The sequence below is a fragment of the Nitratireductor basaltis genome (genome assembly GCF_000733725.1).
Taxonomy (GTDB): Bacteria; Pseudomonadota; Alphaproteobacteria; order Rhizobiales; family Rhizobiaceae; genus Chelativorans; species Chelativorans basaltis.
This window is the reverse complement of sequence record NZ_JMQM01000001.1, coordinates 2,187,269-2,212,026: the sequence shown is the minus strand read 5'-3', so window position 1 is coordinate 2,212,026 and position 24,758 is coordinate 2,187,269. Positions and strand designations below refer to the sequence as shown.

The following is a 24,758-nucleotide window of genomic DNA, read 5'->3' as shown; positions in this document are numbered from 1 at the left end:
CTCAGCCCTCCCTGCCGGTCTGGTCCGACCGGCTGCCGCCAGCATCACCTTCAGGCGTGCGCGCTGTTCCGTCCAGGTCGAAATTCCGATGCTCTTCCTGGCCGGTTAGCAGGGCCCGCAGCGTACGCAGCAGATGTTCAAGAGCAACCATCAGAAGGCCGGTAAATCCGGCTGGAAGTATGAAATAGACATACTTGTTCTTCACCACGATCGCGCCTGCGGCATCGGCGCCGATAATGGGTTCAGCAAGCCCGCGCACAAGGCGCGTCGTTTGCGGCAGCAGGCTGTTGCCGCCGGTGAAAAAGCGCCAGCTGTAATAGATCGCACCGACAAGCAGGGCGGCTTCGAAGAGATGTATCATGATGTTGAGGATCGCGCGGCTGCGCGTCGACATCATCTCCACCGCCACGTCAATGCGCGTGAACTGGTGGTGCCTGTAGGCCCAGGGGCCAACCAGAAAGGATACCCAGACCATCGATGCCAGTGCGACCTCCTCGGTCCAACCGATGGGAGCGCGCATTTCGCGGCTGACGACCTGCAGGATGACGGCGGCCGTCATCATCACGAGAAACAGGCAGGCAAGCGCGACACCTGTCTCCGACATGATCCGGTTGATGCGGGAGATGAGGCTGATCAACAGGCGCATGCACGCGCTCCACGCTTGGGGCCAAGGGCATGCCAGTTGACGAGACGGCTGCCGGCAAAGACTTTGCGGCTTTCGGGAGCGGAGAACAAGGCGTGTTCCTGCGTGCGTGGCCACACCATATGCGGCGCGAAATGCGCCGTATCATCCGGCGCATTGGCGTGAAGTGCCAACCAGTGTAGGCCACCCGGTGCCTGGCCCAGCATCTCGGCAAAGAACACATCAGCGGGATGATTCTGCGGCGTGAAACCGATCTGGAAGCTGTCAAAGACGATCTCGCCTGCAGCATCGGCCTGGGCAGTCAGTTCCCGATATAGTCCGAGATCGGCATCTTCCGCGCGTACCGCCTTGAACAGGGCGGAACTGTCACGGCAGAAAGGGACGGCAAGCTGATATCGCTCGGCGAGCTTCCACAACCCGTCCATGAAGGGCGTAAGAAACGCGGTGCCCATATGCGCATCGATATGGGTCGGCTTGATCCCGTCCTGAAATGCACGCTCTATCTGCGCCTGCATCTCCTCTTCCACGGCAATCGGATCGGCATGCGTCAGCACATCCTGCGGACGGCGGTGGAAATAACCATCCGCATCGCACAGGCCTCCGACATTCCCGATCAGCGGGCGCCAGCGATAACGGCTCCATTCGGATGTCAGGGTGATATGGATGCCCAGATCCTGTGCGGGGTCCGCCTGGAAGTCCTCAACCGCCATGGGGTAGTAGGGGCATGGCACCATCACGGACGCGCTGGTGACGGTTCCTGCCTCGCGCAGCGCCTTCCATGCAATCACGGAGCCGGCAGTTGCGCCGACATCATCGAGATGCGGCAGGAATGTCTTCTCGCCGCTCATCTATCGCAGGCCCGGTTCTGGCAGGGACAGAACCTCCCGCGTCACATCCACCGTCAGATTGTCGTGACGTTGCACAAGTGAGGCTGGAAAGTCCGCCGATTGCGGGCCAAGCAGCATGCGCCGGATGGCGGCACTCTGCCAGTCGCGGTTCATCCAGACCCGCAGCTTTCTTGCAGAGAGAATTTCATTCATGCCGACGGTCACGGCCATATGCGGAATGCGCTGGATGTTGCCGCGTGCAGCCGTGACCGAATTGATCAGGCGCGTCTGTTCCGAAAGCTGCACTATGCGGGTCGGCAGGGATGCAAATTCTTCCGGATTCCTGCAGTCGGAGATCGGATCGTTGAACGCCAGATGACCGGTTATCCCAACCCCTGCATAGGTGAAGTCCAGCCCATGTTCGGCAATATGGTCGGGGATTGCGGCCAGACGATGCGGGTCCGGTACGAGCAGGGAAGGGCGCATGTCCTCAGGCAGGAGGTCGATGAGATTTCGCTTCAAGTGAGCGCGGAAACTCAAGGGATCGCCCTCGTCAATCCACTGGTTGTCCAGCGTCAGATATTCGTCCATGACAATTATGGTTGTCTTGGAGAGGGAGACCTTCTCGTGCAGGCAGCGTTCCGCCAGAAGCGCGTATTGTCCGACCGGTCCAACCGGCACGATGAGGCTGCAGCGGCCCTTGCCGGAAAGGCAGTCATGGATATCCGCGAAAAGCGTGTCAGCCATCGCCGCCCGCAGCGAACGCGCGTCCTCGTGCACCGTCAGCCGTGTTCCGGCCCGGGAAACAAGCTCCTCCTCACTGGCGCGTAGAGCTGCAAGCGTGGCAGCATCGACACCCTCATATTCCCGCAACGCGTTCTCCTCCTCTCGCGTGGCTAAAATTCTTATAACTCTTATATATGAATTTCGTCAACAAGAGGCTCTGGATGAAATTCATACACTTATCTGAGATCGCTCGAATAGTGATAGTGATCCGTGAGGCATAGGGTGCGGCGGAATTCGATGGGGGAACCGTTCAGCGCCGTGGCGGTTCGTTCGATCTGGAGCAGTGCATGCCCCACATCGCAGCCCAAGAGCTCGGCCTGTTTCTCATTTGCGCTGATTGCTTTCAGGCGTTCGCGTGCGTGGGCCACGGTGATGGCGAAGTGCCGCTCGTAGAGCTCGTAGATATTGTTAGGCAGCGGCACCCTGTCATCCAGGGCGGGAAACCGATCCCGGTCGACCATGATATCTTCGAGAAGCAGTACCCGCCCCCTAAGCGCTCGGTGCCGGTGGATGTGCCAAACCTTGTCACCCGCAAGTTGCAGGGCCTGGCTCTCTTCCGATTCGGCCGCACGTTCTGCCACCTGGCAAAACAGTGTTTCCGGCGGCATCCGCCCGTCGCTGTCACTGGCAATCTTGAAGAACTGGAAAAGCGTGCGCCGCTGGTCATGCTCGGCAACAAAGGTGCCGCGCCCCTGGTGCCTGACGATCACGCGATCCGAGGCTAGCGCGTCTAGTGCCTTGCGCAGTGTCCCCTGCGATACACCCATTTGCAGGGCGAGTTGCTGTTCGGAAGGCAGTGCCGTGCCGGGCTGCCAGGTGCCTGCGATGATCTTGTCCAGCATCTTCTGGCGGACCTGCAGATAAAGCGGCGTAAACCCCAGTTCCACGCCCGTGCCTGTTCCCGCCTTGGATGAAGATGCTTTGGCATCGGTCTTGTCGGACATCAGGCAGCTGCCGGTCTTTTACATCAGTTGCATGTCTATACCGCGTCTTGCTGCCACACGCTAGGAGTGGAGTTTGAGACAGGTCTTGTAAAAGACTTGCAATTCTTATATAGGAATTTTGTAGGCAGAGAAGATATCTGCACGAACATATATAAGAGTAGATGATGTGGCTCGTGTCCTGACACTCGGTATGGCGGTTCTGGATCATGTCTTTCACCTCGGCGCGTTTCCGCGCGAAGGCGAAAAATACCGCGCCGATGCCTATCGAACCCAGATTGGCGGACCTGCCACCATGGCCGCACTGGCCGTTCGCCGACTTGGCGGCGGTGCCAGCCTTTGCGCGCGTCTTGGCGACGATGCCAATTCGCACGCCATAATGGCTGAGCTGGAGAAGGCGGGTGTCGATTGGTCGCCTTCGGTCATCATGCCCGGCGCCGTGGCTCCGGTGTCCTCCGTCTATGTCGACGAGGACGGAGAACGCCAGATCGTCAATTTTCGGGGCGAGGGATTGGCCGTTACGGCTGCAATGTTGGGCGATCATCAGTTGGACGGCGTAGACGCAGTGCTTGTCGACCCGCGCTGGCCTGAAGGCGCGGAAAGGCTCGTGTCATTGGCACGCAAGCGCGGCATTCCTGCCGTGGTGGATGCCGAAAGTGATCTCGAGGCGCTGGATGGCGCCATGGCTGGAGCCACCCATATCGCGTTTTCCACGCAGGGGCTCAAGAGCTTCTCCGGTGAGGAGGATGTGGTTGCGGGTCTGCGCTACTGCGCCAGCCGCTACGCGGCTTGGGCCGGCGTTACCCATGGGGAAAAAGGCGTCATCTATCTCGACGAGGGGGCCGTTTCCCATGTGGCCGCTTTCGCTGTGCGGGCGGTGGACACACTTGGTGCTGGCGATGTCTGGCACGGCGCATTCACGTTGGGACTTGCTGAGGGCCGCTCTGTTTTCCAGGCCGTCCGCTTCGCCAATGCCGCAGCCGCTCTCAAATGCCGCAACGGCACCGGGCCGGACGCATTGCCGGGTCGTGAGGAGACGCTGGCAATGATGACCGGCGGTGGCGCACCAAACTGAACGAATTGTCGAGCGGCCAAGCCGCTCAAAGGGAGGGATTCATGAGCCTTACGGCTGGCAAATTGTGGGGCATGCGGCGCATGGCCGATGGCAGCGGGCGCTTCAAGATGACGGCGGTCGATCAGCGCCCGCCCATCAAGAACCCGATCGCAAAGGCACGCGGCACATCCGAAGCGCCCTATGACGATGTCGCCCGCTTCAAGCGCCTGCTCGTCGAGACGTTGCAGGGTGAATCTACGGCGATGCTTCTCGACCCTCATTACGCCTATCCTGGTGCCGTGGACATCATGGACCCCCGCAAGGGCCTGATCCTCACCCTTGAGGATTCCGTCTTCGGGGAAGAGCCAGGTGGTCGCCTTTCATCGGAAATCGACGACTGGTCGGTCGAGAAGATCAAGCGGGCCGGTGGCGATGCCGTCAAGGTGCTGGCCTGGTATCGCCCGGATGCCGATGCCGATATATGCCGCGCGCAGCAGGATTTTACCAAACGCATCGGCGAGGCCTGCGCCCGCTACGACATTCCCTTCCTCTTCGAGCTTCTGGTCTATCCTTTGGCCAGTGATGCCGAGCAGACCCGCGACTATGTCGAGATGCGCACCAAACGCGCCGACCACGTGCTTCAAAGCGTGGAGGAGTTTGCAAAGGCGGACTACGGCGTCGATGTCTTCAAGCTGGAAAGCCCTGTTGCTGCCGGTGATCTGGGCGGTGACGAGAAACAGACCCAGTCGCTTTTCGACGAAATGGGACGCCTCACTGGTCGCCCTTGGGTCATGCTGTCTGCCGGTGCCGGAAAGCCGGAATTCAAGACGATCCTGAAGCACGCCTATGCCGCCGGTGCATCCGGCTATCTCGCCGGTCGCGCTATATGGCTTGAGGCCTTCAAGGCCTTTCCCGATTGGTCGGAAATCGAGAGCGGCCTGCGCGGTGAGGCCGTTTCATACATGCAGGAGATCAACCGCCTGACCGACGAGGCGGCCACGCCGTGGCACGAGCATCCCCTTCATCGGGATCAGAAAACGGTGGAACCCGGTGACGCCGGTTTCCGCTCAGCCTATGCGGGGTTCGGGAATGGCTAGGACCTATCGGCTCTTTGTTCTCGGACGCCCGACATTCGATGTCGAATATGCCCGTGCCTGCTCGGCAGCGGCGATCGCAGCACTGCGGGAAAGCGGCATTGGCCTTGTCGGTGACGGAGAAATTCTCTTCGACAACGCTTCGCTCGCAGCGGAAATCGAGGCGCAGGGCGAGGCCCGAGCCGATGGCGTGGTGGTCATCCAGTCCACCTTCACCGACGCCGAGGCAATCTGCATGATCGCGGAACACTTCGACACGCCGCTCCACATTTGGGCGCTGCCCGAACCACGCACCGGCGGGCGCCTGCGCCTCAACGCCTTTTGCGGTCTCAATCTCGCAGCCCATGCCTTGGGCCTCAGATCCAAGCCCATTGTTCCGCTCTACCTCGCGGCTGATGGCGCCGGCATCGCCTATGCAGTGGAAGATTGGCTGAAAACGCAACCGCAACCTGCACCTGCCATGCGCCCGGCTGAACCCGCCTTGTCGCGGGAGGGCGAACGCGGCCTTGAAGCTTTGCGCGGCATGCGCATCGGGCGCATCGGAGAGCATCCGGCAGGTTTCGACACCTGCGCCTATGACACGGCGCGTTTGAGCGCTCTTGCTGATGTCAGCGTGGAGCAGATCGCGCTTTCACATCTCTTCGACCAGGCCCGTGCGGTGGATGACGGTGACGTTCTGCAGACGCGTGAGGGCCTGCGCGACGTCGCCGGTCTCGCCGAAGTCGATCAGGCACAACTCGACCGTTCACTGCGTCTGCGCAATGCCTTGGACCAGCTGAAGCGGCAAGGGCGCTTCGATGCTTTCGCAATCCGCTGCTGGCCCGAAACCTTCACCGAATATGGCGGCGCGGTTTGCGGGCCTGTTTCGATGATGGGCGAGAAGCGTACGCCATGCGCCTGCGAGGCGGATGTCTATGGCGCTCTCAGTTCCTATCTTCTGCAGACCATCGCAGATGCGCCAGCCTTTTTGGCTGATATCGTTGATATGGATGCCACAACCGACACGACGGTTCTCTGGCATTGCGGACAGGCACCCGCCTCCATGGCAAGTGAGGCTGAGCCTGTCTCTGCGACCATACATTCAAACCGTCGGATGCCGCTTCTCTTCCAGTTCGCGCTGAAAGCGGGCCGCGTCACACTGGCGCGCATCAGCCAGGCGGGCGGGCATCAGTTCATGGTCATTGCCGGTGGCGAGATGCAGGAAGCACCACCTTCCTTCTCCGGCACATCCGGCGTTCTGAAACTGGATCGGCGCACCGCTGAAGTGCGTGACGACCTGCTTGCAGCTGGTCTCGAGCACCATATCGCACTCGTTTATGGCGACCACCGTGCAGCGCTTGAACATGTGGCGCACGAGCTCGGTCTCCCCGTATTGGACCTCACGCAATGACCGTCAAATACGCCATTATCGGCTCCGGCATGATGGGCCAGGAGCATATACGCAATCTGAACCTCGTGGAGGGCGCGCAGATCACCGCCATCGCCGAACCCGATGCGGCCATGCGCGCGGCGGCAGCCTCGCTGGTGCCAAACGAGGTGGCGCTTTTCGGCGACTTCCGGGAGCTGCTCAGACACAGCGATGCCGACGCTTTTCTTGTAGCTTCCCCCAACCACACCCACGCCATCATCCTCGACGCCCTTATCGAACAGAAACGCCCGATCCTCATCGAGAAGCCGGTGGTGAAGGACTGGGAAGAGGCGCGGCGCATCGCAGAAAAAGCGGCGCGCTTCCAGACCCCGATTTGGGTGGCAATGGAATATCGCTATATGCCGGGCGTTACCCGCCTGCTGGAGGATCTGGAAGCGGGCAGAGCCGGCAAGCTCGCCATGGTCTCCATTACCGAGCGTCGCTTTCCCTTCCTGCAGAAGGTCGGAAACTGGAACCGCTTCAACATCTCCTCCGGCGGCACTTTGGTGGAAAAATGCTGCCACTTCTTCGACCTGATGCGCCTGATGATCAAGTCGGAGCCCGTGCGCATCCATGCCATCGGCGGGCAGGCGATCAACCACCTGGACGAAGCCTATGACGGGCGCGTGCCCGATATCCTCGACCACAGTTTCACGACCATAGAATTCGCCAATGGAGTCAGTGCCATGCTGGAGCTTTGCATGTTTGCCGAAGGCTCCCACTTTCAGGAACGCGTCAGCGCCATCGGCTCCACCGCGCTGCTGGAGGCACGCGTGCCGGGCCCCGGCCGCTTCGAGCCTGATGGCCAGGTCAAACACGCCGAATATGTCGTGGCCGACCGCGCTGCCCGCAAGGAGCAGATCGAGGTCATGAAGGTAGATCCCAAGATCCTCGCCCAGGGCGACCACCACGGCTCCACCTATTTCCAGCATCTAGGCTTCAACCGCCTGGTCCGCGAAGGCGGCGCACCGGAAGTCAGCCTGGAAGACGGGCTGAAAGCAGTCGCCATGGGGCTGGCAGCGCAGCAATCGATTGCGGAGAAAAGGCCGGTGGAACTGGGTTGCGGGAACTGGCTGGGGTGACTTACTCTTGAAAAGTACGTCACAACGGCGTACATTTCGCCGCATGGAAGGAGTTCCACCATGCGCATGTTTGCAGACGCCACTGCTGAGATTGATGAGCGGGCCAGTGAGCGGATGAATTTCCGTACAAAGCCGCGCATCAAGCATGCCATTCAGCAGGCAGCGGCGCTAAGTGGAGTGGATGACAGCGTCTTCACGATGAATGCGGCTTATCAGTCCGCCTTGCAGACGATCGCGGCACATGAGCGGACGACACTACAGGTCGTTGATCATGCAGCCTTCTTTGAGGCGCTGGACACACCGCCCGCGCCGACCGAGAAGTTGCGCGCCGCCTACAAAAGGCATTCTCGAAGAGCCAAGTCTCAGTGACGAACCACGATCTGCGCAGCTACCGGATCGAGTTGCTCGACACGGAGAGACATGACCGCAGCGGTTTCTCTTGTGGCGTCGCGGCAGTCGATAATTTTCTGAAGCGAACAGCACGAAAACTTTCGAAAGTTAATAACTCCCGCATTTATGTGATGCTAGATGATGAGGACAGGGTCATCGGCTACTATGCGCTCAATGCACATGCTGTCGACTATACGCGTCTGCCTGCTCGATTCGCGCGAAACCGTCCCTCGCATGGCAGCATACCAGCGGCATTCCTCTCCATGATAGGTGTTGATCAGCGCTACTCGGGGCAAGGCTTGGGTGGTGAACTGCTGGTCGACGCCCTCATTCGTGTGGCCAGAGCGGCTGAGCATGTGGGTATCGCGATCGTTGTTCTGGACGTTCTGGATAATGGTCAACCGGAACTGGTCGAAAGGCGCAGCAGGCTCTATGCGAATTATGGCTTCCAGCCGCTTCCCTCAGATCCCATGCGGATGTTCTTGCCAGTCGTTACAATTCACCAATTATGGGGCGAAAATTAACTCTGCACTTTGATAGGGATGCGGAGCGAAGGCATCCTGGAAAATGGTGCCCGGAGGCGGATTCGAACCACCGACACGCGGATTTTCAATCCGCTGCTCTACCAACTGAGCTATCCGGGCTTGCCTGCGCGAGTGTCGCGGGGCGGTGTTGGTTTCCGCCTGAGGCGCGTGGGTTATAGCACGAGAATTTTGTCTGTCCAGCGCCCCGATCGGGGAAATTTTGCACTCTTCCGATTTTATTTTTCTGTGCCGGCTCAGTTGCGCCAGGCTAGCAGCCGTTGCTCGGCTTTTCCGATCAGCCACGCAATGCTCAGACCCAGGATGGAGAGGATCGCCACGCCCGCGATCAACTGGTCGAGGGCAAAGAGCGCGCCTGCCATCAGGATATAGGCGCCGATACCGAATTCCGCGCCGATCATCTCGGCCGCGACCAGCAGGACAATGGCGATGGAGGCGGAAATGCGCGCGCCTGACAGGATGGCGGGCATGGCGCCGGGAATGATGATCTTGCGCACTATGGAAAGCCAGCTCATGCCGAAGGACTGGCCCATGCGGATCAGATTGCGGTCCACATTGTCCACCCCGCCATAGGTGGCGATGACGGTCGGGAAGAAGGTGCCGAACAGGATGGTCGCGACCTTGGAGCCTTCGCCGATGCCGAACCAGATGATGAAGAGCGGCAGAAGCGCGATCTTCGGGATCGGGAAGAGAGCCGAAACGAGCGGCAGCAGGCCTGCGCGCGCAAGCGAGAAAAGCCCGATCAGAAGGCCCACGGCAATGCCCAGCAGGCTGCCGAAAGCCCAGCCCACCAGAAGGCGGTAAAGGCTCGCGCCAAGATGCTTCCACAGCATGCCCGTGGAGATGAGATCACCAAGGGCCGCCAGTGCAGCCGATGGTGCAGGCAATGCGATCTGGCTGATGAAGCCGGAGCGCGAACCAAGTTCCCAAACGAGCAGGATGGCGAGAAACACCACGGGTGCAACAGGCCCAAGCTTGCGATGGCGAAAGCCCCCGCCGCGGAAAGGCACCGGTCGCAAGCCCTCATGCGGTTCCCTCTTGATTGGCGCGTTTGCGGTCTGGTCAGACATTGGCGATCTCCCGATCCGCTTCACGTGCTTCCTCGCGCATAATCTCCCAGACATGGCGCTGAAGCTTTTCCAGTTCGACCAGCCGCTCGGCGCGCTCATCGATAGGCATGTCGATCTCGACGATTTCGCGGATGCGTCCGGGTCGGCGCGACAATACTACAATGCGCGTGCCAAGCCTCACGGCCTCGTTGAGATTGTGCGTGACGTAGCAGGCGGAAAACGGCTCGCGGCTCCATAGGCTGACAAGGTCATCCATCAGGAGTTCGCGCGTCTGGCTGTCCAGCGCGGAGAGCGGCTCGTCCATGAGCATGATGGCGGGTTTGACGGCAAGCGCCCGGGCAATCGCCACGCGCTGCTTCATGCCGCCGGAAAGCTGGCGGGGCAGGGCATCCCTGAAATCGGAGAGGTTTGTGCGCGCAAGAACATCGTCGATGATCGCGTTTGCGCGCGCGCCGCGAATGCCATGATCTTCCAGAACAAGGCTCACATTGCCGCGCACGCTGCGCCAGGGCAGAAGCGCGAAATCCTGGAAGATGTATGTCAGCGGGTTCAGTGAACCTTCGGGCGCTTCGCCGGCAACAAGTGCCTCGCCCTCATCGGCTTTTTCAAGTCCCCCCAATATGCGCAGCAGCGTGGATTTACCGCAGCCCGAAGGCCCGACGACGCAAACGATCTCGCCTTCACCTATTGAAAAGGAGATATCGTCCAGCACCAGCCGTCCGCCATAGCGGTGCGTTATGTTGCGTGCGATGAGCTGCATGGCTTGTCCGGGGTGTAGGCGGGCGCAGCGGCCAAGGCTGCGCCCGATGATGTTAGCGGGCCTCGACGAAGCTGGTATCGACCAGCTTTTCGATCGTCACGCCTTCGGGCGCGAGACCTTCCGACTTGAACCATTCAAGCTGGTCCTCGACACTGGCCATCGAAAGGGCAGCATTTTCATTGATGCGCATTGCGCCGGCGCGAATGCGCGGGTCCGCCTTGTCGATGGGCTGGTCGGAATAGACATACTGGTGGATCGCCTTGACGATCTCCGCGGTCTCTTCCTCACTCATGCTCTTGTCGACGAGGGCCGCATTATAGTCGGAGATGCCCTTGGAGAGGGCGGCAAGAAAGCGCTTCACCAGTTCCGGCTTCTCTTCGACATTGGAGGTGGAGGTGAAGACCGTCGTCACCTGATAGTTGTCGATATAGTCGGAAACCTTGCCGATCTCGACCACTTCCGGACCCTTGGTCAGCGCGCCGGCGATATTCGGCACGATCGACCAGGCGTCGATCTGCCCGCTCTTGAGCGAGGCAATCACGGCCGGCACCTTCTGCAGCGGCTTTACCTTGATCTCGGAGCGGTCGAAACCTTCCTTGTCGGCGATCTTGTGCGCCATGTAGTGGAAGGACGATCCGGTGGTGGTGATGCCGAAGCTGCGTCCCTTCAGATCAGCCGGTGTCTTCACACCGTCGTCGTGAGCCGCCTTGGAGGCCAGTATCTTCTGTCCTTCGACGTCCGGTGTTTCCTGCAGCGCGCCGCCGATGATCTTCACCACACCCTTGTCGGCAAGGCTGAGCAGACCGCCGGAGATGGCCGTCATGCCGAAATCGACATCCCCCGATGCGATCGCGACAGCCATGGGCTGTGCTGCCTGGAAGGAAACGAATTCGACCTCAAGCTCCTGCTCGTCGAAATAACCCTTTGCCTCGGCAATGATGCTGGGCGAATGCGACGTCAGCGACAGAATGCCCACATTGATCTTGTCGGCAGCATTCGCGGGGAAAGCGAAGGCCGCGGCAGTTGAAAGTGCAAGCGCACTGAAAAGTCTGCGTGTGATGCGTGGCATAGGTCATCCTCCCTGTATTGCCGAGTTCGAAAGGCACTTTGCACAGGGTGGTTGGACGGGCAAGGGGCAATGGGCCCGCACAAGTCCGTCAACCGCACCACAGAAACGCCTCCCAGGTCCAAGCTGGCTACTGCCCAAGCTCCATCGACCGCTTCTTGGCGGCTGCAACCGCTTTTCCGACAAGCTCTTCGAGCTCGTGCTGATCCATGAAAACCGACAACGCTGCAGCCGTGGTGCCATTGGGGCTTGTCACCTGTTCGCGCAACAGGCCCGGCTCTTCGCCGCTTTCCTTTGCCAGACAGGCTGCACCCCATACCGTCTGCATGGCAAGAAGTTTCGCGGTTTCGGCGGGAAGCCCCGCTTTCTCCCCTGCTGAGGTGAGGCATTCGATGAAGTGGAATATGTAGGCAGGTCCCGAGCCCGAGACTGCCGTTACGGCATCCATGAGCTCTTCGCTGTCGATCATCGTGACTTCGCCGCTGGTGGCCAGCAGAGCCTTCACGAAGTCCAGCATGGCCGGTTTTACATTCCCGTTTGCGAAGACAACCATCATCCCCTTGCCGATTGCAGCCGGAGTATTGGGCATGCAGCGGATAACCGCGCTTGAAGGGCCGAGAATTTCGGTAAATGTCGCGACGCCGGTACCCGCGGCGACACTCACGAATGTTGCATCTTCGAAACGCTGATAGGCAGGAACGATCTTGCCCATCACCTGCGGCTTGACCGCAAACACGATGAGGTCTCCGGAGGCAAGATCAGACGCGTCCTCAACCGTCGTGACACCGAGTTCCTGCGCGCGAGCGCGAAGCGCCTCGTTGGGCTCGACCACGTTCACATCTGCCGGGACCAGCTTTCCCGAGGCAATCCAGCCCTTCAGCATGGCGTAGCCCATATTGCCGCAACCAACGAGGATGACTGATTTGCCCATGACGCGCTCCCATTCGCTTTACTGGAGTACCGCATCTACACGATGCGCTGGCGCTGGGAAACCGCAGGCCTAGCGGATAGGGAAACGTGCCACCACGCGCAGACCGAAAACAGCGAGAACGAAGAACAGCCAGACCGGATCGGCGCGCCGGAAGAAGAAGCTTTCCAGGAATGCGTTCATCAGCGTGAAGGTGAGCACCATCATGAAGAATTCCGACATCAGGACATTTTCGCGCAGCAGCGGCGTACGCACATAATCGCGGATGGGTGCGATAACGAATGCGATTATCGCAACTGCGAGTGCCGGCAGCCCCATGATGATGGCCAGGTCGAGATAGCCGTTATGGCCATGCACGATCCCGCGAATGTCCCATTCACGATCGAAAGGCAGATCCGCAAGCAGCACATGTTCGGTGCCCCAGAAACTGGCAAAACCATAACCGGTCAGCGGGCGCTCGGCGATATGCTCGCCCATGAAGTCCCACAGGGCCGTGCGGCCTGTGAATGTAAGGTCTGGGCTGATCGCCTCGCGCAGCTCTTTCAGCGGCTCAATGAACACGGTTCCCAGCGTGCCCAGCGCAAGCACGATCAATGCCGTGGCCACACAGATCGGTGCCATGGCGCGCATGCCGATCATGCCGGGTAGCATCACCATCGCGATTGCCAGTGGCACCGTGGCGAGCGTGGTCTTGGAGCCCGTTTGCGTCATGAAGAACAATGCGCTCACAAGAATGATCGCACCGACGAGGCGCCAGCCGCGCCGAAGGAGGTAAAGTCCGCAAAGGCTGATGCAGGCCATGACCGGAGCCGCGATGTTCTTGTGCGAAAAGCTGCCACGCCACAGCCCGGCATGCTGCGGTTCGAAGCCGTCGCCGCCGTGTATGGCAATGCCGGCCTTGAACAGGATGCCGTAATAGCTGATTGCCAGTGCAGCCAGCGAGGCGACCGCAAGCACGCGTGAGAAAGCATCGACGTTGCGCGGTATGACAAGCACGCCGCACATGCAGATGACGCCGATAATGGTGAAGGCTGCAGAACGCATCGAGCTTGAAGGGTAGAGCGCGTTGGTCACGGCCAGCGCGACGAAACCCAGGAGAATGAGCCACCACGGGCTCAGCAACGCCGAGAGCGTGCGGCGATTGACAAGCATCACCATGGCCGCCAGTGCCAGTACGCCAAGGCTGCCATAACCAAGCTGGTTCAGGATGTCGCCGCCTGTTTCGCCTTCCGGTCCGGAAGGCTGGAACGGGCGGAAGGACACCAGTCCAAGCGTGAGAATCACGCTGGCGATGACCGTCGCGACTTGTGCGCTGATGCGCTCGACGCTCGCCGGGGCGATGTCAGTTTTTCTCGGGTTCGCGATACTGCTCATTCATATAGCCGAATTCTGCCAAGACGCGTCCGAGACCAACATAGATCGGATACATGCCGATGGAGCAGGAGCGGGTCGCGATGTAGCGGCGCAACCCCCGCAGGGGCGAAAGACAAAGTAGTGCGAGGCTCTTGGCAATGACCTTGAGGTTTCCAGCCCTTTCGCCGGCACGCTTCTTCTTCTCTACCAGGGTGGAGATGACGCCGTTGCGCAGCGAGCGTGCGCGTATCCAGTCGGCCTCAAGGCGCCTGGACGGGACGGTCTCGCGAACCGGCGCTTCCGCGCACCAGGCAAGCTGGAAGCCTTTCTGGCGCGCCCGGCTGAGGAAATCGGAATCCCCACCGCCCAGGAAATTGAACTTCAGGTCCAGATAGGGCTTCGGCATGGCTTCAAGCACGCCCCGGCGAATATAAAGATTTCCGGAGGAATAGAGCGCCTCCACTTTCTGCGTGCGCTCATAGGGTGGCGAAAAGACCGGATGTGTGCGCCATGCTTCATGTTCGGGGTCGGCAAAGATCGGTATCTGCGGCCCGCCAACGATGTCTGCCGCCAGACGATCGGCACAGGCCGCCATTTCCTCAAGCCAATCCGGATCGGCCAACTCGTCGTCATCGATTATGGCTATCGCGCGGGCGCCCGGAAATTCGGCCAGGGCAGTTTCAAAGCCGGCATTGTACGCGCAACAATTGCCGCGATCGTGAGCAAGAAGAACCAGGCCATCAATGCTTCCGTCCTGGAAAAGCGGGGCGGCCGCATGGGCACCTTCACCACCGTTCGTTTCGTTCTCCATCACGATCACCGCAAATGGGCGGGTGGTGCGCTGCTGGATCAGTGATTGCAAGGTTTCCAGAATCTGCCGGGGACGGCGAAATGTCGGGACCGTGACGACGATCTCCGGTTCCAGCACGCCCGGTGAGCGCGCGAAAATCTCAACATTTGCACCTGTCTGTGCAGTGGTCATTCAGTCATCCCCGCCCTTGGCCTCGAGCTTCTTTTATGCACACGCCATTAAGGGCGCGTTAAATACCTTCACCACCTTTACGCGCATTGTGTCGCCGGTTCCGGTTATACCGCCGCGCTTAATCTTCACTTCACGCGTTTCTGCTAGAGCAGTGCGAGCACAAGAGGAGCCAGATGCATCTAGTCTTTGCCACATCGCTCGTGCCATGCGGGACACCGGAAACCGGTTACGAGATCGCCAACGCCGCGGTACTGGATGCCTTGCGCCGCGCGGGTGTGAAGGTTTCTATCCTTGGTTTCGTGTGGCCCGGAAAAGACGCGCTGGAGCCCGACCGCACGGTGGTGCTGGATGCCGTCGATGTGACCACCGATGGTGCCTCCACCAGGCAGAAGCTTTCGTGGCTGGCAACCGCGGTGCAGAACGGCCTGACATTCGCGAGCGCCAAATTGCGCACGGTTTCGCCGGAGAATGTCGAGGACGAGTTGAAAAAACTCGGGCCAATCGACGGTTTGATACTCAACTCCGTGCAGTTCGCGGGCGCATTCGAGAAGGTGCTGACGCGCTGGCCCTATCTCTATATCGCGCATAATGTGGAGCATGTTTCGGCTGTCGAGAATGCTGCAGCCGCCGACAGCTTCCTCACGCGCTGTCTCTTTCGCCGCGAGGCACGCCTCCTGCGTGACCTCGAAAGGAGGCTCTGCGAGGGAGCGCGTTTTGTCTACACCTTTGCCGAAGACGACCGGGAGAAGCTGGGCGTTGCAACGCCGGATCGCTCGGCTGCGCTGCCGCTCGTCACACGCACCACGCTGCCTGCTTCCACGCGCAGGGGCGAGGCAGTTTTCGACGCAGCACTGATCGGCACCTGGACCTGGGCGCCGAACATGATCGGACTTCGCTGGTTCCTCGATGAGGTGGTCCCGCTGCTCGAGGGCAAGCTCGATATTCGCATCGGCGGACGCGCTCCGGAAGGGATGGCAGACCGATATCGCGCAGTCACTTTCGCGGGGCGGGTTCCCGATGCACAGGAATTTGTCTCGGCAGCGAAGGTCGTGCCGCTTGTCAGCCGCGCTGGCACGGGCGTGCAGCTCAAGACCATCGAGACTTTCGAACTGGGCCTGCCCGCTGTTGCCACGACACACTCCCTGCGCGGCATCGCCAGCATCCCCGACAACTGCATTCGGGCGGACGCACCCAAGGCTTTTGCCGAGGCGTTGTTGCAGCTCGTGGAAAATCCGCCACCCGTTGTTGATGGCAGCAAGTTCTATCAAGACCAGATCGGACGGCTCGACACCGAACTGGCCAGGGGCCTTGCCGCTTTGGGTGGTGTCCGGATCGGGGCCGCCGCATGAGCCAGGCCGCAAAGCTCGAAGCAGCATCGCGATCTCGACCCTGTTCCCACGACATTCTGGGCAATCAGGTCCGCGTATTGGGATGGGAGGAGGCCATCTTCGAATTGCAGGCTGCGATCTCCAGGCGAAGCTTCACGCGAATTTCATTCCTGAACGCACATAACGCGAATCTGGCCAGCACGGCTCGGAATTTCAAACAGGTCCTCGAACGATTCACGGTGCTGCCCGACGGTTTGGGCGTCGACATCGCCGCGCGACTGCTTTACGGCCAGCCTTTCCCGGCCAATCTGAATGGCACCGATTTCGTGCCGGCGCTTCTAGCCGCAACGGCAACGCCCTTGCGCATCGGCCTCATAGGCACGACCGAGGAGCGAAACAGCGCTGCTGCGGTTCTTCTGCAAGACCGATACAAGCAGCACCAGATTGTATTCCGTCACCACGGATTTTTTTCCCCGGCCGAGGAGGCAGCGCTTTTGGCGGGGCTGGCTGAGGCACGGCCGGATATCCTCCTTGTAGGAATGGGTGTTCCGCGACAGGAATTCTGGATCGCGGACAAGCTTGATCACCGACATTGCACGCTCGCCTTCGGCATCGGTGCACTTCTCGACTTTCTGAGCGAGGACATTCCGCGCGCACCGCAATGGGTACGCAGCTTGCGGATGGAGTGGCTCTATCGCCTTGCTCTTGAGCCCAAGCGCCTCTGGCGCCGCTATATCCTCGGCAATCCGCTTTTCCTGACGCGCGTCTTGCGCCAGAAGATTGCTGGTAGCGCAGGTGGCGCATGAGCATGACAAACGATGGTCACAATGGTGCGGCGATCGCGACGCCGAGCTATGGGCCGGATCTGGAGCGATGCAGGCTCCTGTGTGAATCCATAGATCGCCATGTCTCCGGCATGGACAAGCACTATCTGCTCGTCTCCGGTCGCGACGTATCCCGCTTCAGGCAACTGGAAAGCAGACGCCGTGAAGTCGTGGACGAACGTGACATTCTCCCCTCATGGCTGCACGACTTGCCTGATCCGACGAGCCTTCTGCGCCGCCGCATCTGGGTCAGCACGAAACTGCCGCCATTGCGGGGCTGGCATGTGCAGCAGCTTCGCCGCATAGCCATTGCCGCACATATCCCGCAGAAGACCATCGCCTATTGCGATTCGGACGTCTTGTTCCTGAAGGATTTCCACCTCGCGCAATTCTGGCACGGCAGCGCACTCCGCCTCTACCGGCGCGATGATGCATTGCCCGCTGACGGCGATCACCTGACCTGGTCGGCCAATGCAGGCAGAACACTCGGCCTGCCGGCGGAGCCTGTGCCCCCGCACGACTACATATCCACCGTCATCGCGTGGCGGCGCGACACAGTTCTTTCCATGATGCGTCACGTGGAATCCCGCCATGGAACCTCTTGGGTTCAGGCGGTCGCGCGGGTCCGCAAATTCTCCGAATGCATTCTCTATGGCCGGTATGTGGACGAGGTGCTGCACGGTGCCGGCCACTTCCACGCGGATCGTTCGCTGTGCAAGGTCTACTGGGATGGCCCAGGCCTCGACGTGGCGGGACTGGAGCATTTTGCCGCTTCCATGACGCCTGAGCAGGTCGCAGTCGGTATTCAGTCCTTCACTGGTACCAATCTTGACACCTTGCGCCGCCTCTTACTCTGACATGCATCCTAGACCCGCTTGGCCGGGTGCGTGAGAGCTATGCTGGTGAGTGCCAGCGAGAGAAGATACAGCGCTAGAAACGCCCAGTTCAGCGACAATACGATTTCCCGTGGCGCTTCGTGCAGCGACAGGATCAGCGCAAGTGCACCTGCCTTGAGAGCACCGATCAGGACAAGGTTGATTGCCCGCCAAGCCGTCTGACCGCGGGCAAAGAGCAGCTCGGCCTGATATTCAACCAGATTGCGCAATCCGGGGATGGCAAGCGCCAGCATCACGAGTGGTGCGGCTTCGGCGACATTGTCGCCAAGAAGCCGTGGATGGAAATGCAGGATGATCGCCAGCCCCAACAGTCCCATTGTGGAGACGGCGAATATCGCGCCTTCAATGCCGAAGCGGACGGTCAGCCGCTTCAGGAGGTCGGGCATCCGCATCATCTTTTGGACCAGCAGCATCGAGAAGGTGCGGATCGGTATGGCGGTCAGGTCGACAAGGCGCATTATGATGGCATAGATCCCGGCCAACTGCGGATTTCCGAGTGCCAGAACCAGAAGCTTGTCGAGTTCCATCTGCAGATAGAACAGGATCTCTGCGGCCGAGACATAAAGCGCGTCCGGCAGCCGCCGACCGTAAAGTTCCGGCGTGAACTTCAAACGCCTCCACGGATAGAAGAAGCCGGCGGCGATGAGCAGAGACAGTCCATTTGCGGCCAGATAATAGACCGCCCAGTTCGCCAGGTTACGTTCGGATGCGAAGACGAAAACAAAGGCCGCCGCGCATCGGATTGCCGTGCCCATGATTGTCAGAAACGCGCCGCGCCCAAAGCGATTGAGCCCGTTATTGACGATGATGACTGCTTCGGTCGGTCGCCAAAGCAACGCTTCGGACGCAACAATGGCCGCGAAAATGCCAAGCGGCATGTCGCTCGCGAAAAACAACAGATACATCAACCACGCGGCACCAGCGAGCACGGGCAGCGAAAGGGCGCTCAGTCCCATGAAACCGGCCGTATAGGCCCCCAGCAGTCGCGGTTTGACCGTGGCGATCCGGTAGAGCGGCGCGATGAAGCCGAAGCCCAAAATGCGCGAAAGCACCACGCCCGCCGCTGACGCCGTGGCAAACAGGCCAAACTCCGCGATGGAGAGCGCGTTCGCCAAAAGCACGAAATAGGCGAGCGAGAAGACGAGTCGTCCCGCCGAGCCGCTGATCGCCTTGAAGTAGTCGCGCAGCAGATGTGCCTTCTGTGCAATGATTTGAAGCGGTCTGATGGTAGTGCCCCTGCTTGTTCAGGAGGACCGCCTATCATGCAAAGCTTAATGTCCGGTTGGTTGTAACCGCGCTTCGGTGCAATTAACCCTTTGTTACCCGTGTGAGTTTAGCTTTGCTTGACATAAACGCAGGCTGCTTCCGGGCCTGCTTGGGTATGGGCGGAATTCCATGTTTGACACATCGTCTGGTGCGAAAGGGCGCAGGGCAGCTTCTTCTGCTGCTGATGCGAAAAGGGCGCGCCGCTCCAATTCGCTGCTTTCTGCTTCCCATCAGGGCCAGCGCAGGCCAGAGCCGCTCCATGAGGACGAATATCAACGAGGCAATGAAGCCCGCTTTCGTGACCATCAAGCTGCGGAAAAGATGCCACCGCGCGATGACCGCGCAAAAACAAGCTGGTGGGAGCGCCTGAAGGGCCGGGATGCAAGGCATGAACCGCAGCCTGATACCAGTCCGCCTCCGCGTTCCAGGTCCGACAATCAGGTGCGGGATGGATCGAATGAACGACAGGACCAGTACTGGCGCCCCATCATTGATCCCATGAGGGTGATCTCCGGAATTGCCGCCGCGCGATGGGTCATCGTGCTGACCACGATCATTGGCGGCGTGCTGGGTGTACTCGTGGCGCTGTCCACGCCGAAGGAATATTACGCCTCCACCGAACTTCTGTTCGATCCCCGCAATCTCCAACTCGTGGAGCGGGAGCTGACCCGTGACGGTCTACCATCGGATGCGACGCTGGCGCTCATCGAGAACCAGGTCAGCATCATCCGGTCCGGGACGGTCTTGAATCAGGTCGTCGACCGTCTGGCTTTGGACGAAGATCCCGAATTCAACGGGCAAGGCAGCGGTGGATTGCTGACAACCATTCTCGGCCGTGCAGCAGGCAGCACCGCGTCAAGTGAAGCCGAGCGTAAAGCGCTTGCTGTGAGCAATCTGGCCGAAAAACTGTCCGTCGGCCGGTCCGCTCGCACATTCATCATCTATATCGGTGCGACGACGCAGGACCCCGACAAATCCGTCGATGTGGCCACCACGGTCGCGGAAGTCTACATGGAAACCGCCGGCAACATGCAGGCGCAGACGGCAGACCGCGCAACCAACGAGATCACGGACCGGCTCGGCGAATTGCAGACCGAACTGGCCGCCGCAGAGCAGGCGGTCGCCGACTTCAAGGCGCAGAACGACATCATCGACGTCCAGGGGCGCCTGATCTCCGAAGACGAAATCCTCAAGCTGAACGATCAGCTTAGCACCGCCCGCGCGCGCACCGCCGAACTGAACGCCCGTGTGAGCACCGCCCGTGAACTGGGAGTCGAGGATGTTCTGGGAGGCGCTTTGCCTGAGCAGGTGGCCTCACCCGTCATGACCGAGCTGCTAAGCCAATACACGGCGCTCAAACAGCAGGCGGATCGCGCAAGCATCAGGCTTGGACCGCGTCATCCCGACAATCAGGCCATTCAAGCGGAACTGGCAGGCGTTCGTGATGCCATCGCGCGGGAACTGCGCCGTGTCGCGGCGTCCATGCAGGTTGAACTGAAACGTGCAGTGGAGCTTGAGCAGGATCTGGCTGCTCGTCTTGCCCGGTTGAAAGTGCAGAAAGGCGATCTTGAAACCGATCAGGTCAAGCTGCGCGAACTGGAGCGCGAGGCCGGTGCCCGTCGCTCCGTCTATGAGGCATTTCTGTTGCGCGCCCGCGAAACAGGGGAGCAGCGCGATTTGAACACCTCGAATGTGAGTGTCATCTCCCCGGCCTATGCGCCGCTGCTTTCCGAACCGCCGACGCGAAAGACGATAGCGATTGCCGGCGCATTGCTCGGCTTTCTTGCCGGTGTGGCTCTGGGCGCGCTCTGGGGAGCATGGACGAGCCTGCGGGACAATATGCGTGGCCAACCAGCCGGAGCCCCGGTCTATTCCTCTGACCATGACAACCCTCCGCCGCGCGGCAGGGAACGCTATGCCGAAGATCGTGCACGGGACAGGGAGGTCTCAGGCTATCCCTATGGTCAGGAGACCTACGCAGCTGCGCCGCGCGCAGATTACGGCACCCATGGACAATATCAATATGACCGGGACGAGCGCACCGCCTACCATGATGCTGGTGAACAGGTAGATGAACAGGTCCATCAACTGCGCGAGGAGCTGCGCGCCTTGCGCATGGAAATGGATATGCTCGCCGCCAAACGCGCTGCCTATCGCTAGAACCAGCTGCGGCACAAAGGTTGGGGAAAGCGCATGCAGGGGCAACTAGTCATTGCCTTGCCGGTCATAGCTGCCTAAACGCAATTCATGGAGCGCGTCTTGAGCTGGCACACGCTCCGGTGGAGCGAAGGGGAAGACCATGGCGCGCATCATCGACGGTAAGGCTCTTGCGGCAGAAACCACGGGGAAGGTTGCGCATCACGCTCGCGATTTGAGCGAGAAGGGCATCGTCCCCGGTCTGGCAGTCGTGTTGGTCGGTGAAGATCCTGCAAGCCAGGTTTATGTCGGCGCGAAATCCAAACGCGCCAAGGAGTGTGGCTTTCATTCCGTGCAGCATGACCTGGCCGCCGACACGCCGGAAAATGAACTCCTCGAATTGATCGCGCGCCTGAATGCGGACCCGGCCATCCACGGCATCCTGGTCCAGCTTCCCTTGCCTGAACAGATCGATCCCGACCGCGTGATCCAGGCCATTGCGCCTAAGAAGGATGTCGACGGTTTCCACTACATGAATGTGGGGATGGTTGCGACGGGCAGTGCCGGCAGGGCTTTCGTGCCTTGCACCCCTGCCGGTGCGATGCTGATGATCGAGCGCGAACTGGGCAGCGACCTTTCCGGCAAAAACGCAGTCGTCATTGGCCGCTCCAACATTGTCGGAAAACCCATGGCGAGCCTGCTTCTGGCGGCAAATGCCACCGTCACCATCGCGCATAGCCGAACCGGCGATCTGCCCACCCTTGCACGCAGCGCCGATATTCTCGTCGCTGCGGTCGGTCGTCCGGAGATGGTGCGTGGTGACTGGATAAAGCCAGGCGCTACCGTCATCGATGTCGGCATCAATCGCATAGATGCGCCCGAGCGTGGAGAGGGAAAGACGCGGCTTGTGGGTGACGTCGCCTATGCAGAAGCTGAACGGGTGGCAGGAGCCATAACGCCCGTGCCCGGAGGCGTCGGCCCGATGACGATCGCCATGCTCATGGCCAACACGCTTGCTTCCGCCTGCCGGGCCGCCGGCATGCCCGCGCCGCGCCTGTAAGGCTTGGCGAATCCTGCTGACGCTGCCATGGTGGTCACATGTTGAAGGATCTTACGCCCGCAGGGCGGCAATTTGCCTTTCTGCTGGTCGACAAGTTTTCGATGCTGTCACTGGCAGCCGCCATCGATGTGGTGCGCACCTCGAACCGCCTGCTTGAAAGGGACTACTACAGCTGGACCACGGCTTCGGCGGACGGTGAAACGGTCATGGCCTCCAATGGCCTCGCGCTGAAGGTCGACTATGCGGTGGCCGACCTTCCGCCGCAGGATATTCTTTTCACCTGTGTCGGTCTGACGACCGAGTTCCCGGCCAAAAGCAAGGTGCTTTCAGCGCTTCGAAACTGGGGGCGTCAGGGCAGGGGGCTCGGTGCGCTCGCAGCAGGCACGTTCCTGCTTGCCGAAGCGGGCCAGTTGGACGGCTATCGTTGCACGATACATTGGGAGAACAGGGCAAGCTTCCAGGAGCGGTACCCCGATATCGAGTGCACCAACAATGTCTATGAGATCGACCGCAACCGCTATACTTGCGCCGGTGCCAGCACCTCCATTGACCTGATGCTTGAGATAGTCCGCGCCGATTTCGGCTCCACGCTGGCAACCGCGGTCGCCAACCAGGTGCAGCACGAGCGCATCCGCTCCCAGGGGGACAGGCAGCGTACGGGACCGGAAAGCGAACTTGCCGGCAAATCCGAGAAGTTGAAGAAGATAGTTGAGCTAATGGCAGACAATCTCGACGAACCCTTCTCTGCAGCCCAGCTTGCGAAGGCCGCCAATCTGTCGGTCAGGCAGGTGGAGCGCCTGTTCCTGCGGCACCTGAACGTGACGCCGAGCCGTTACTACATGCGCATGAGGCTCGAGCGCGCGCGCGAGCTCTTGCGCCAGACTAATATGCCGATCTTGAGCGTCGCGCTTGCAACCGGCTTCTCCTCGCATTCCTATTTTGCGCAAAGCTACCGCCTGCAATTCGGTCGCCCGCCCAGCGAGGAACGACGCAGCATGGTGAGCTGAGATGCATCCCGGACATTAGTGCGTGGCGTTGCTGCCTGCATCCTGTGCCTGTTCGAAGCCATAGGCGATCGCGGTTTCGCGAACGGCTTCTATGTCCAGCTCATGTGCGAGCGTATCATAGCAGCGTTCCAGCACTTCGCCGGCAAGCTGTCTCGCGGGGCCTGCCAGACGTTGGGGGGCAATCTTCTGGATCGTGTGCAAGCTGCGCAGGATGACATTGACGACCTCGCGCGATTCAACGCCGTCGGTTACCAGACCGTCGAACGCGGCGCGCAGCATTTCTGCATCGTCAACAGGGACAAGGCTGACGCGGTCATGCTGATCGGCTTCCGCCAGCGCCTCCCACCGGCTTTCCCAATCGGCAAGAAGTCGCGTCTGGACGGTCGCGACGTGGATGGCGGTTTTCGGATCATTCAGTGAGGGAGAAAGCGCGCGCTGTGCGATCTCGCTCAACACGATAAGTCCGAAGCCGGGGTCATATTCAAAGGTGCGTCGACTGCCCACGAGAAAGGCACTGCGCAATTCGTCCATGCACTCCTCATCCGCATCACCTTCCACCCAGGCAAGAGGCGTCTGATGGTCGACATAGGAGCCGGGACGGATCGGCAGATGGATGTGCAGATCCTTCATCTCTGCCACTTTTTGCAGCGCCACCGGATCGAAATGCTGAAGATATCCGATCTCGCTGCAGTTCAGCGGCGTTGCCTGCGCGGGGATCGAGCGCCGCGCCTTGCAACCGAACTGGCCGGCGCGCCCCATGCGCTTCAGCGCGGACCAGGTGGCATTTTCGGCACGCTCCACTGTCTCCTCGATACGTCCGATACGCGAGATTTCGCTGATCCATCTCAAAAGCGCCCACACCACGACCAGTACGACGAAGATACTGGAGGAAAAGAGGATGATCCTGCCCAGCTCCGAGTAAATCCCGGCCGACAGGCCGATAATGCCCACCACGGAGAAAAGGAAAGCGCCGATGAAGATCGAGATGGCCGTCTGCGCCGCACGGTCTGCGACGATCAGGGGAACCGCACGCGGGGTGGCGTTTTGCGAGACGTTGTTCAGCAGCGCGACGAGCGTCGACAGCGCGAAAACCGCAACCGCCAGCATGCTGGAGGCGACGATGGTCAGAATGCTCTCCACCGCATCCGCAGAAATGGTGAAGGGTAGTTTTTCCGTATCGACGTCGAAGGGGAACCAGCTGGAGACCAGTATCGCTGCCGAGACGACAACAAGTGCCGCCACCGAAAAGATGGCGGGCAAGAACCACAATGCCCGCACGACGCGATTGAAGAGTACCCAGAATGTGCCCATGACC

The 24,758-nt window shown here is 60.4% G+C and carries 24 protein-coding genes and 1 tRNA gene; 12 read left to right on the top strand and 13 right to left on the bottom strand.

Translation table 11 applies throughout. The annotated features are described in order from the left end of the window. Position 1: 1 nt before the first annotated feature. The 4 genes from EL18_RS10710 to EL18_RS10695 all read right to left on the bottom strand — a co-directional run bounded on the left by EL18_RS10710 (position 2) and on the right by EL18_RS10695 (position 3,200). A complete protein-coding gene (locus EL18_RS10710; RefSeq protein WP_036482754.1) occupies positions 2-646 on the bottom strand; it encodes a TRAP transporter small permease in 645 nt (214 codons plus the stop codon). Continuing rightward, entirely contained in the window at positions 634-1,491 is an 858-nt protein-coding gene (locus EL18_RS17360) for a ChbG/HpnK family deacetylase (RefSeq protein WP_051914034.1), read from the bottom strand. The genes EL18_RS10710 and EL18_RS17360 overlap by 13 nt, the downstream gene beginning before the upstream one ends. After that, positions 1,492-2,343 (bottom strand): sugar phosphate isomerase family, encoded by an 852-nt coding sequence (locus EL18_RS10700; protein ID WP_051914032.1) that lies wholly within the window; start codon positions 2,341-2,343, stop codon positions 1,492-1,494. 89 nt (positions 2,344-2,432) lie between these two features. Beyond that, a complete protein-coding gene (locus EL18_RS10695; RefSeq protein ID WP_051914031.1) occupies positions 2,433-3,200 on the bottom strand; it encodes a GntR family transcriptional regulator in 768 nt (255 codons plus the stop codon). 166 nt (positions 3,201-3,366) lie between these two features. On the opposite strand from EL18_RS10695, the gene EL18_RS10690 reads away from it, so the two are divergent. The 6 genes from EL18_RS10690 to EL18_RS10665 are packed head-to-tail and all read left to right on the top strand — an operon-like array spanning position 3,367 to position 8,749. Beyond that, positions 3,367-4,272, top strand: coding sequence for a PfkB family carbohydrate kinase (locus tag EL18_RS10690; protein ID WP_036482752.1), 906 nt, complete (start codon positions 3,367-3,369; stop codon positions 4,270-4,272). A 41-nt stretch (positions 4,273-4,313) separates the two neighbouring features. Next, entirely contained in the window at positions 4,314-5,348 is a 1,035-nt protein-coding gene (locus EL18_RS10685; RefSeq protein ID WP_036482750.1) for a tagatose 1,6-diphosphate aldolase, read from the top strand. Next, complete coding sequence (locus EL18_RS10680; RefSeq protein ID WP_036482748.1) at positions 5,341-6,735, top strand: L-fucose/L-arabinose isomerase family protein; 1,395 nt, start codon at positions 5,341-5,343, stop codon at positions 6,733-6,735. The genes EL18_RS10685 and EL18_RS10680 overlap by 8 nt, the downstream gene beginning before the upstream one ends. Next, entirely contained in the window at positions 6,732-7,835 is a 1,104-nt protein-coding gene (locus EL18_RS10675; protein ID WP_036482732.1) for a Gfo/Idh/MocA family protein, read from the top strand. The genes EL18_RS10680 and EL18_RS10675 overlap by 4 nt, the downstream gene beginning before the upstream one ends. A gap of 60 nt (positions 7,836-7,895) precedes the next feature. Beyond that, positions 7,896-8,204 (top strand): type II toxin-antitoxin system TacA family antitoxin, encoded by a 309-nt coding sequence (locus EL18_RS10670; protein ID WP_036482730.1) that lies wholly within the window; start codon positions 7,896-7,898, stop codon positions 8,202-8,204. Continuing rightward, the gene (locus EL18_RS10665; protein WP_036482728.1) at positions 8,201-8,749 is read left to right on the top strand and encodes a GNAT family N-acetyltransferase; all 549 of its coding nucleotides are present in this window, start codon (positions 8,201-8,203) and stop codon (positions 8,747-8,749) included. The genes EL18_RS10670 and EL18_RS10665 overlap by 4 nt, the downstream gene beginning before the upstream one ends. A gap of 44 nt (positions 8,750-8,793) precedes the next feature. Here the strand turns inward: EL18_RS10665 and EL18_RS10660 are convergent. From EL18_RS10660 to EL18_RS10630, 7 genes are all read right to left on the bottom strand, one after another. Then, positions 8,794-8,869: transfer RNA gene (locus tag EL18_RS10660), tRNA-Phe, on the bottom strand. A 134-nt stretch (positions 8,870-9,003) separates the two neighbouring features. Beyond that, on the bottom strand, positions 9,004-9,837 hold the full coding sequence (locus EL18_RS10655; protein WP_036482726.1) for an ABC transporter permease: 834 nt from the start codon (positions 9,835-9,837) through the stop codon (positions 9,004-9,006). After that, positions 9,830-10,597 (bottom strand): ABC transporter ATP-binding protein, encoded by a 768-nt coding sequence (locus tag EL18_RS10650; protein WP_036482723.1) that lies wholly within the window; start codon positions 10,595-10,597, stop codon positions 9,830-9,832. The genes EL18_RS10655 and EL18_RS10650 overlap by 8 nt, the downstream gene beginning before the upstream one ends. A 52-nt stretch (positions 10,598-10,649) precedes the next feature. Next, positions 10,650-11,666 carry an ABC transporter substrate-binding protein gene (locus EL18_RS10645; RefSeq protein WP_036482714.1) on the bottom strand — a complete coding sequence of 339 codons (1,017 nt, stop codon included), beginning with the start codon at positions 11,664-11,666 and terminating at the stop codon, positions 10,650-10,652. A gap of 127 nt (positions 11,667-11,793) precedes the next feature. Continuing rightward, complete coding sequence (gene proC / locus EL18_RS10640) at positions 11,794-12,594, bottom strand: pyrroline-5-carboxylate reductase (RefSeq protein WP_036482711.1); 801 nt, start codon at positions 12,592-12,594, stop codon at positions 11,794-11,796. A gap of 69 nt (positions 12,595-12,663) precedes the next feature. Beyond that, positions 12,664-13,965: an O-antigen ligase family protein gene (locus tag EL18_RS10635; RefSeq protein ID WP_036482709.1), complete on the bottom strand. Its 1,302-nt coding sequence runs from the start codon at positions 13,963-13,965 to the stop codon at positions 12,664-12,666. Continuing rightward, positions 13,934-14,926 carry a glycosyltransferase family 2 protein gene (locus EL18_RS10630; RefSeq protein ID WP_036482706.1) on the bottom strand — a complete coding sequence of 331 codons (993 nt, stop codon included), beginning with the start codon at positions 14,924-14,926 and terminating at the stop codon, positions 13,934-13,936. The genes EL18_RS10635 and EL18_RS10630 overlap by 32 nt, the downstream gene beginning before the upstream one ends. Positions 14,927-15,099: 173 nt before the next feature. Here EL18_RS10630 and EL18_RS10625 point away from each other — a divergent pair, with 173 nt between their 5' ends. Genes EL18_RS10625 through EL18_RS10615 form a run of 3 tightly spaced genes read left to right on the top strand, consistent with a single transcriptional unit; the run spans position 15,100 to position 17,935 of the window. Then, on the top strand, positions 15,100-16,275 hold the full coding sequence (locus tag EL18_RS10625) for a glycosyltransferase (RefSeq protein ID WP_036482702.1): 1,176 nt from the start codon (positions 15,100-15,102) through the stop codon (positions 16,273-16,275). After that, positions 16,272-17,060: a WecB/TagA/CpsF family glycosyltransferase gene (locus EL18_RS10620; protein WP_036482699.1), complete on the top strand. Its 789-nt coding sequence runs from the start codon at positions 16,272-16,274 to the stop codon at positions 17,058-17,060. Before EL18_RS10625 ends, EL18_RS10620 begins: the two co-directional genes overlap by 4 nt. Further along, positions 17,057-17,935, top strand: a complete 879-nt coding sequence (locus EL18_RS10615; RefSeq protein ID WP_036482696.1) for a DUF6492 family protein — start codon at positions 17,057-17,059, stop codon at positions 17,933-17,935. Before EL18_RS10620 ends, EL18_RS10615 begins: the two co-directional genes overlap by 4 nt. 8 nt (positions 17,936-17,943) lie before the next feature. Here EL18_RS10615 and EL18_RS10610 read toward each other — a convergent pair whose 3' ends face one another. Then, positions 17,944-19,182 (bottom strand): lipopolysaccharide biosynthesis protein, encoded by a 1,239-nt coding sequence (locus tag EL18_RS10610; RefSeq protein WP_425277154.1) that lies wholly within the window; start codon positions 19,180-19,182, stop codon positions 17,944-17,946. Between the two features lie 187 nt (positions 19,183-19,369). On the opposite strand from EL18_RS10610, the gene EL18_RS10605 reads away from it, so the two are divergent. From EL18_RS10605 to EL18_RS10595, 3 genes are all read left to right on the top strand, one after another. Further along, positions 19,370-21,400, top strand: coding sequence for a GumC family protein (locus EL18_RS10605; RefSeq protein ID WP_051914023.1), 2,031 nt, complete (start codon positions 19,370-19,372; stop codon positions 21,398-21,400). A gap of 139 nt (positions 21,401-21,539) precedes the next feature. Next, a complete protein-coding gene (folD, locus tag EL18_RS10600; protein ID WP_036482692.1) occupies positions 21,540-22,436 on the top strand; it encodes a bifunctional methylenetetrahydrofolate dehydrogenase/methenyltetrahydrofolate cyclohydrolase FolD in 897 nt (298 codons plus the stop codon). A gap of 38 nt (positions 22,437-22,474) precedes the next feature. Beyond that, positions 22,475-23,443 carry a GlxA family transcriptional regulator gene (locus EL18_RS10595; protein ID WP_036482689.1) on the top strand — a complete coding sequence of 323 codons (969 nt, stop codon included), beginning with the start codon at positions 22,475-22,477 and terminating at the stop codon, positions 23,441-23,443. Positions 23,444-23,458: 15 nt separating this feature from the next. Here EL18_RS10595 and EL18_RS10590 read toward each other — a convergent pair whose 3' ends face one another. Continuing rightward, positions 23,459-24,754, bottom strand: coding sequence for a DUF2254 domain-containing protein (locus EL18_RS10590; protein WP_081871155.1), 1,296 nt, complete (start codon positions 24,752-24,754; stop codon positions 23,459-23,461). Between the last annotated feature and the right edge of the window lie 4 nt (positions 24,755-24,758).

What these genes read in the sequence shown, in the direction of transcription:
- EL18_RS10620 (WP_036482699.1), top strand. Translation starts at nt 16,272, where the DNA reads ATGAGCCAGGCCGCAAAGCTCGAAGCAGCATCGCGATCTCGACCCTGT.
- EL18_RS10635 (WP_036482709.1), bottom strand. Translation starts at nt 13,965, where the DNA reads ATGAGCAGTATCGCGAACCCGAGAAAAACTGACATCGCCCCGGCGAGC.
- EL18_RS10605 (WP_051914023.1), top strand. Translation starts at nt 19,370, where the DNA reads ATGTTTGACACATCGTCTGGTGCGAAAGGGCGCAGGGCAGCTTCTTCT.
- EL18_RS10650 (WP_036482723.1), bottom strand. Translation starts at nt 10,597, where the DNA reads ATGCAGCTCATCGCACGCAACATAACGCACCGCTATGGCGGACGGCTG.
- EL18_RS10695 (WP_051914031.1), bottom strand. Translation starts at nt 3,200, where the DNA reads ATGTCCGACAAGACCGATGCCAAAGCATCTTCATCCAAGGCGGGAACA.
- EL18_RS10590 (WP_081871155.1), bottom strand. Translation starts at nt 24,754, where the DNA reads ATGGGCACATTCTGGGTACTCTTCAATCGCGTCGTGCGGGCATTGTGG.
- EL18_RS10685 (WP_036482750.1), top strand. Translation starts at nt 4,314, where the DNA reads ATGAGCCTTACGGCTGGCAAATTGTGGGGCATGCGGCGCATGGCCGAT.
- EL18_RS10655 (WP_036482726.1), bottom strand. Translation starts at nt 9,837, where the DNA reads ATGTCTGACCAGACCGCAAACGCGCCAATCAAGAGGGAACCGCATGAG.
- folD (WP_036482692.1), top strand. Translation starts at nt 21,540, where the DNA reads ATGGCGCGCATCATCGACGGTAAGGCTCTTGCGGCAGAAACCACGGGG.
- EL18_RS10595 (WP_036482689.1), top strand. Translation starts at nt 22,475, where the DNA reads ATGTTGAAGGATCTTACGCCCGCAGGGCGGCAATTTGCCTTTCTGCTG.
- EL18_RS10670 (WP_036482730.1), top strand. Translation starts at nt 7,896, where the DNA reads ATGCGCATGTTTGCAGACGCCACTGCTGAGATTGATGAGCGGGCCAGT.
- EL18_RS10625 (WP_036482702.1), top strand. Translation starts at nt 15,100, where the DNA reads ATGCATCTAGTCTTTGCCACATCGCTCGTGCCATGCGGGACACCGGAA.
- proC (WP_036482711.1), bottom strand. Translation starts at nt 12,594, where the DNA reads ATGGGCAAATCAGTCATCCTCGTTGGTTGCGGCAATATGGGCTACGCC.
- EL18_RS10615 (WP_036482696.1), top strand. Translation starts at nt 17,057, where the DNA reads ATGAGCATGACAAACGATGGTCACAATGGTGCGGCGATCGCGACGCCG.
- EL18_RS10645 (WP_036482714.1), bottom strand. Translation starts at nt 11,666, where the DNA reads ATGCCACGCATCACACGCAGACTTTTCAGTGCGCTTGCACTTTCAACT.
- EL18_RS17360 (WP_051914034.1), bottom strand. Translation starts at nt 1,491, where the DNA reads ATGAGCGGCGAGAAGACATTCCTGCCGCATCTCGATGATGTCGGCGCA.
- EL18_RS10680 (WP_036482748.1), top strand. Translation starts at nt 5,341, where the DNA reads ATGGCTAGGACCTATCGGCTCTTTGTTCTCGGACGCCCGACATTCGAT.
- EL18_RS10630 (WP_036482706.1), bottom strand. Translation starts at nt 14,926, where the DNA reads ATGACCACTGCACAGACAGGTGCAAATGTTGAGATTTTCGCGCGCTCA.
- EL18_RS10675 (WP_036482732.1), top strand. Translation starts at nt 6,732, where the DNA reads ATGACCGTCAAATACGCCATTATCGGCTCCGGCATGATGGGCCAGGAG.
- EL18_RS10710 (WP_036482754.1), bottom strand. Translation starts at nt 646, where the DNA reads ATGCGCCTGTTGATCAGCCTCATCTCCCGCATCAACCGGATCATGTCG.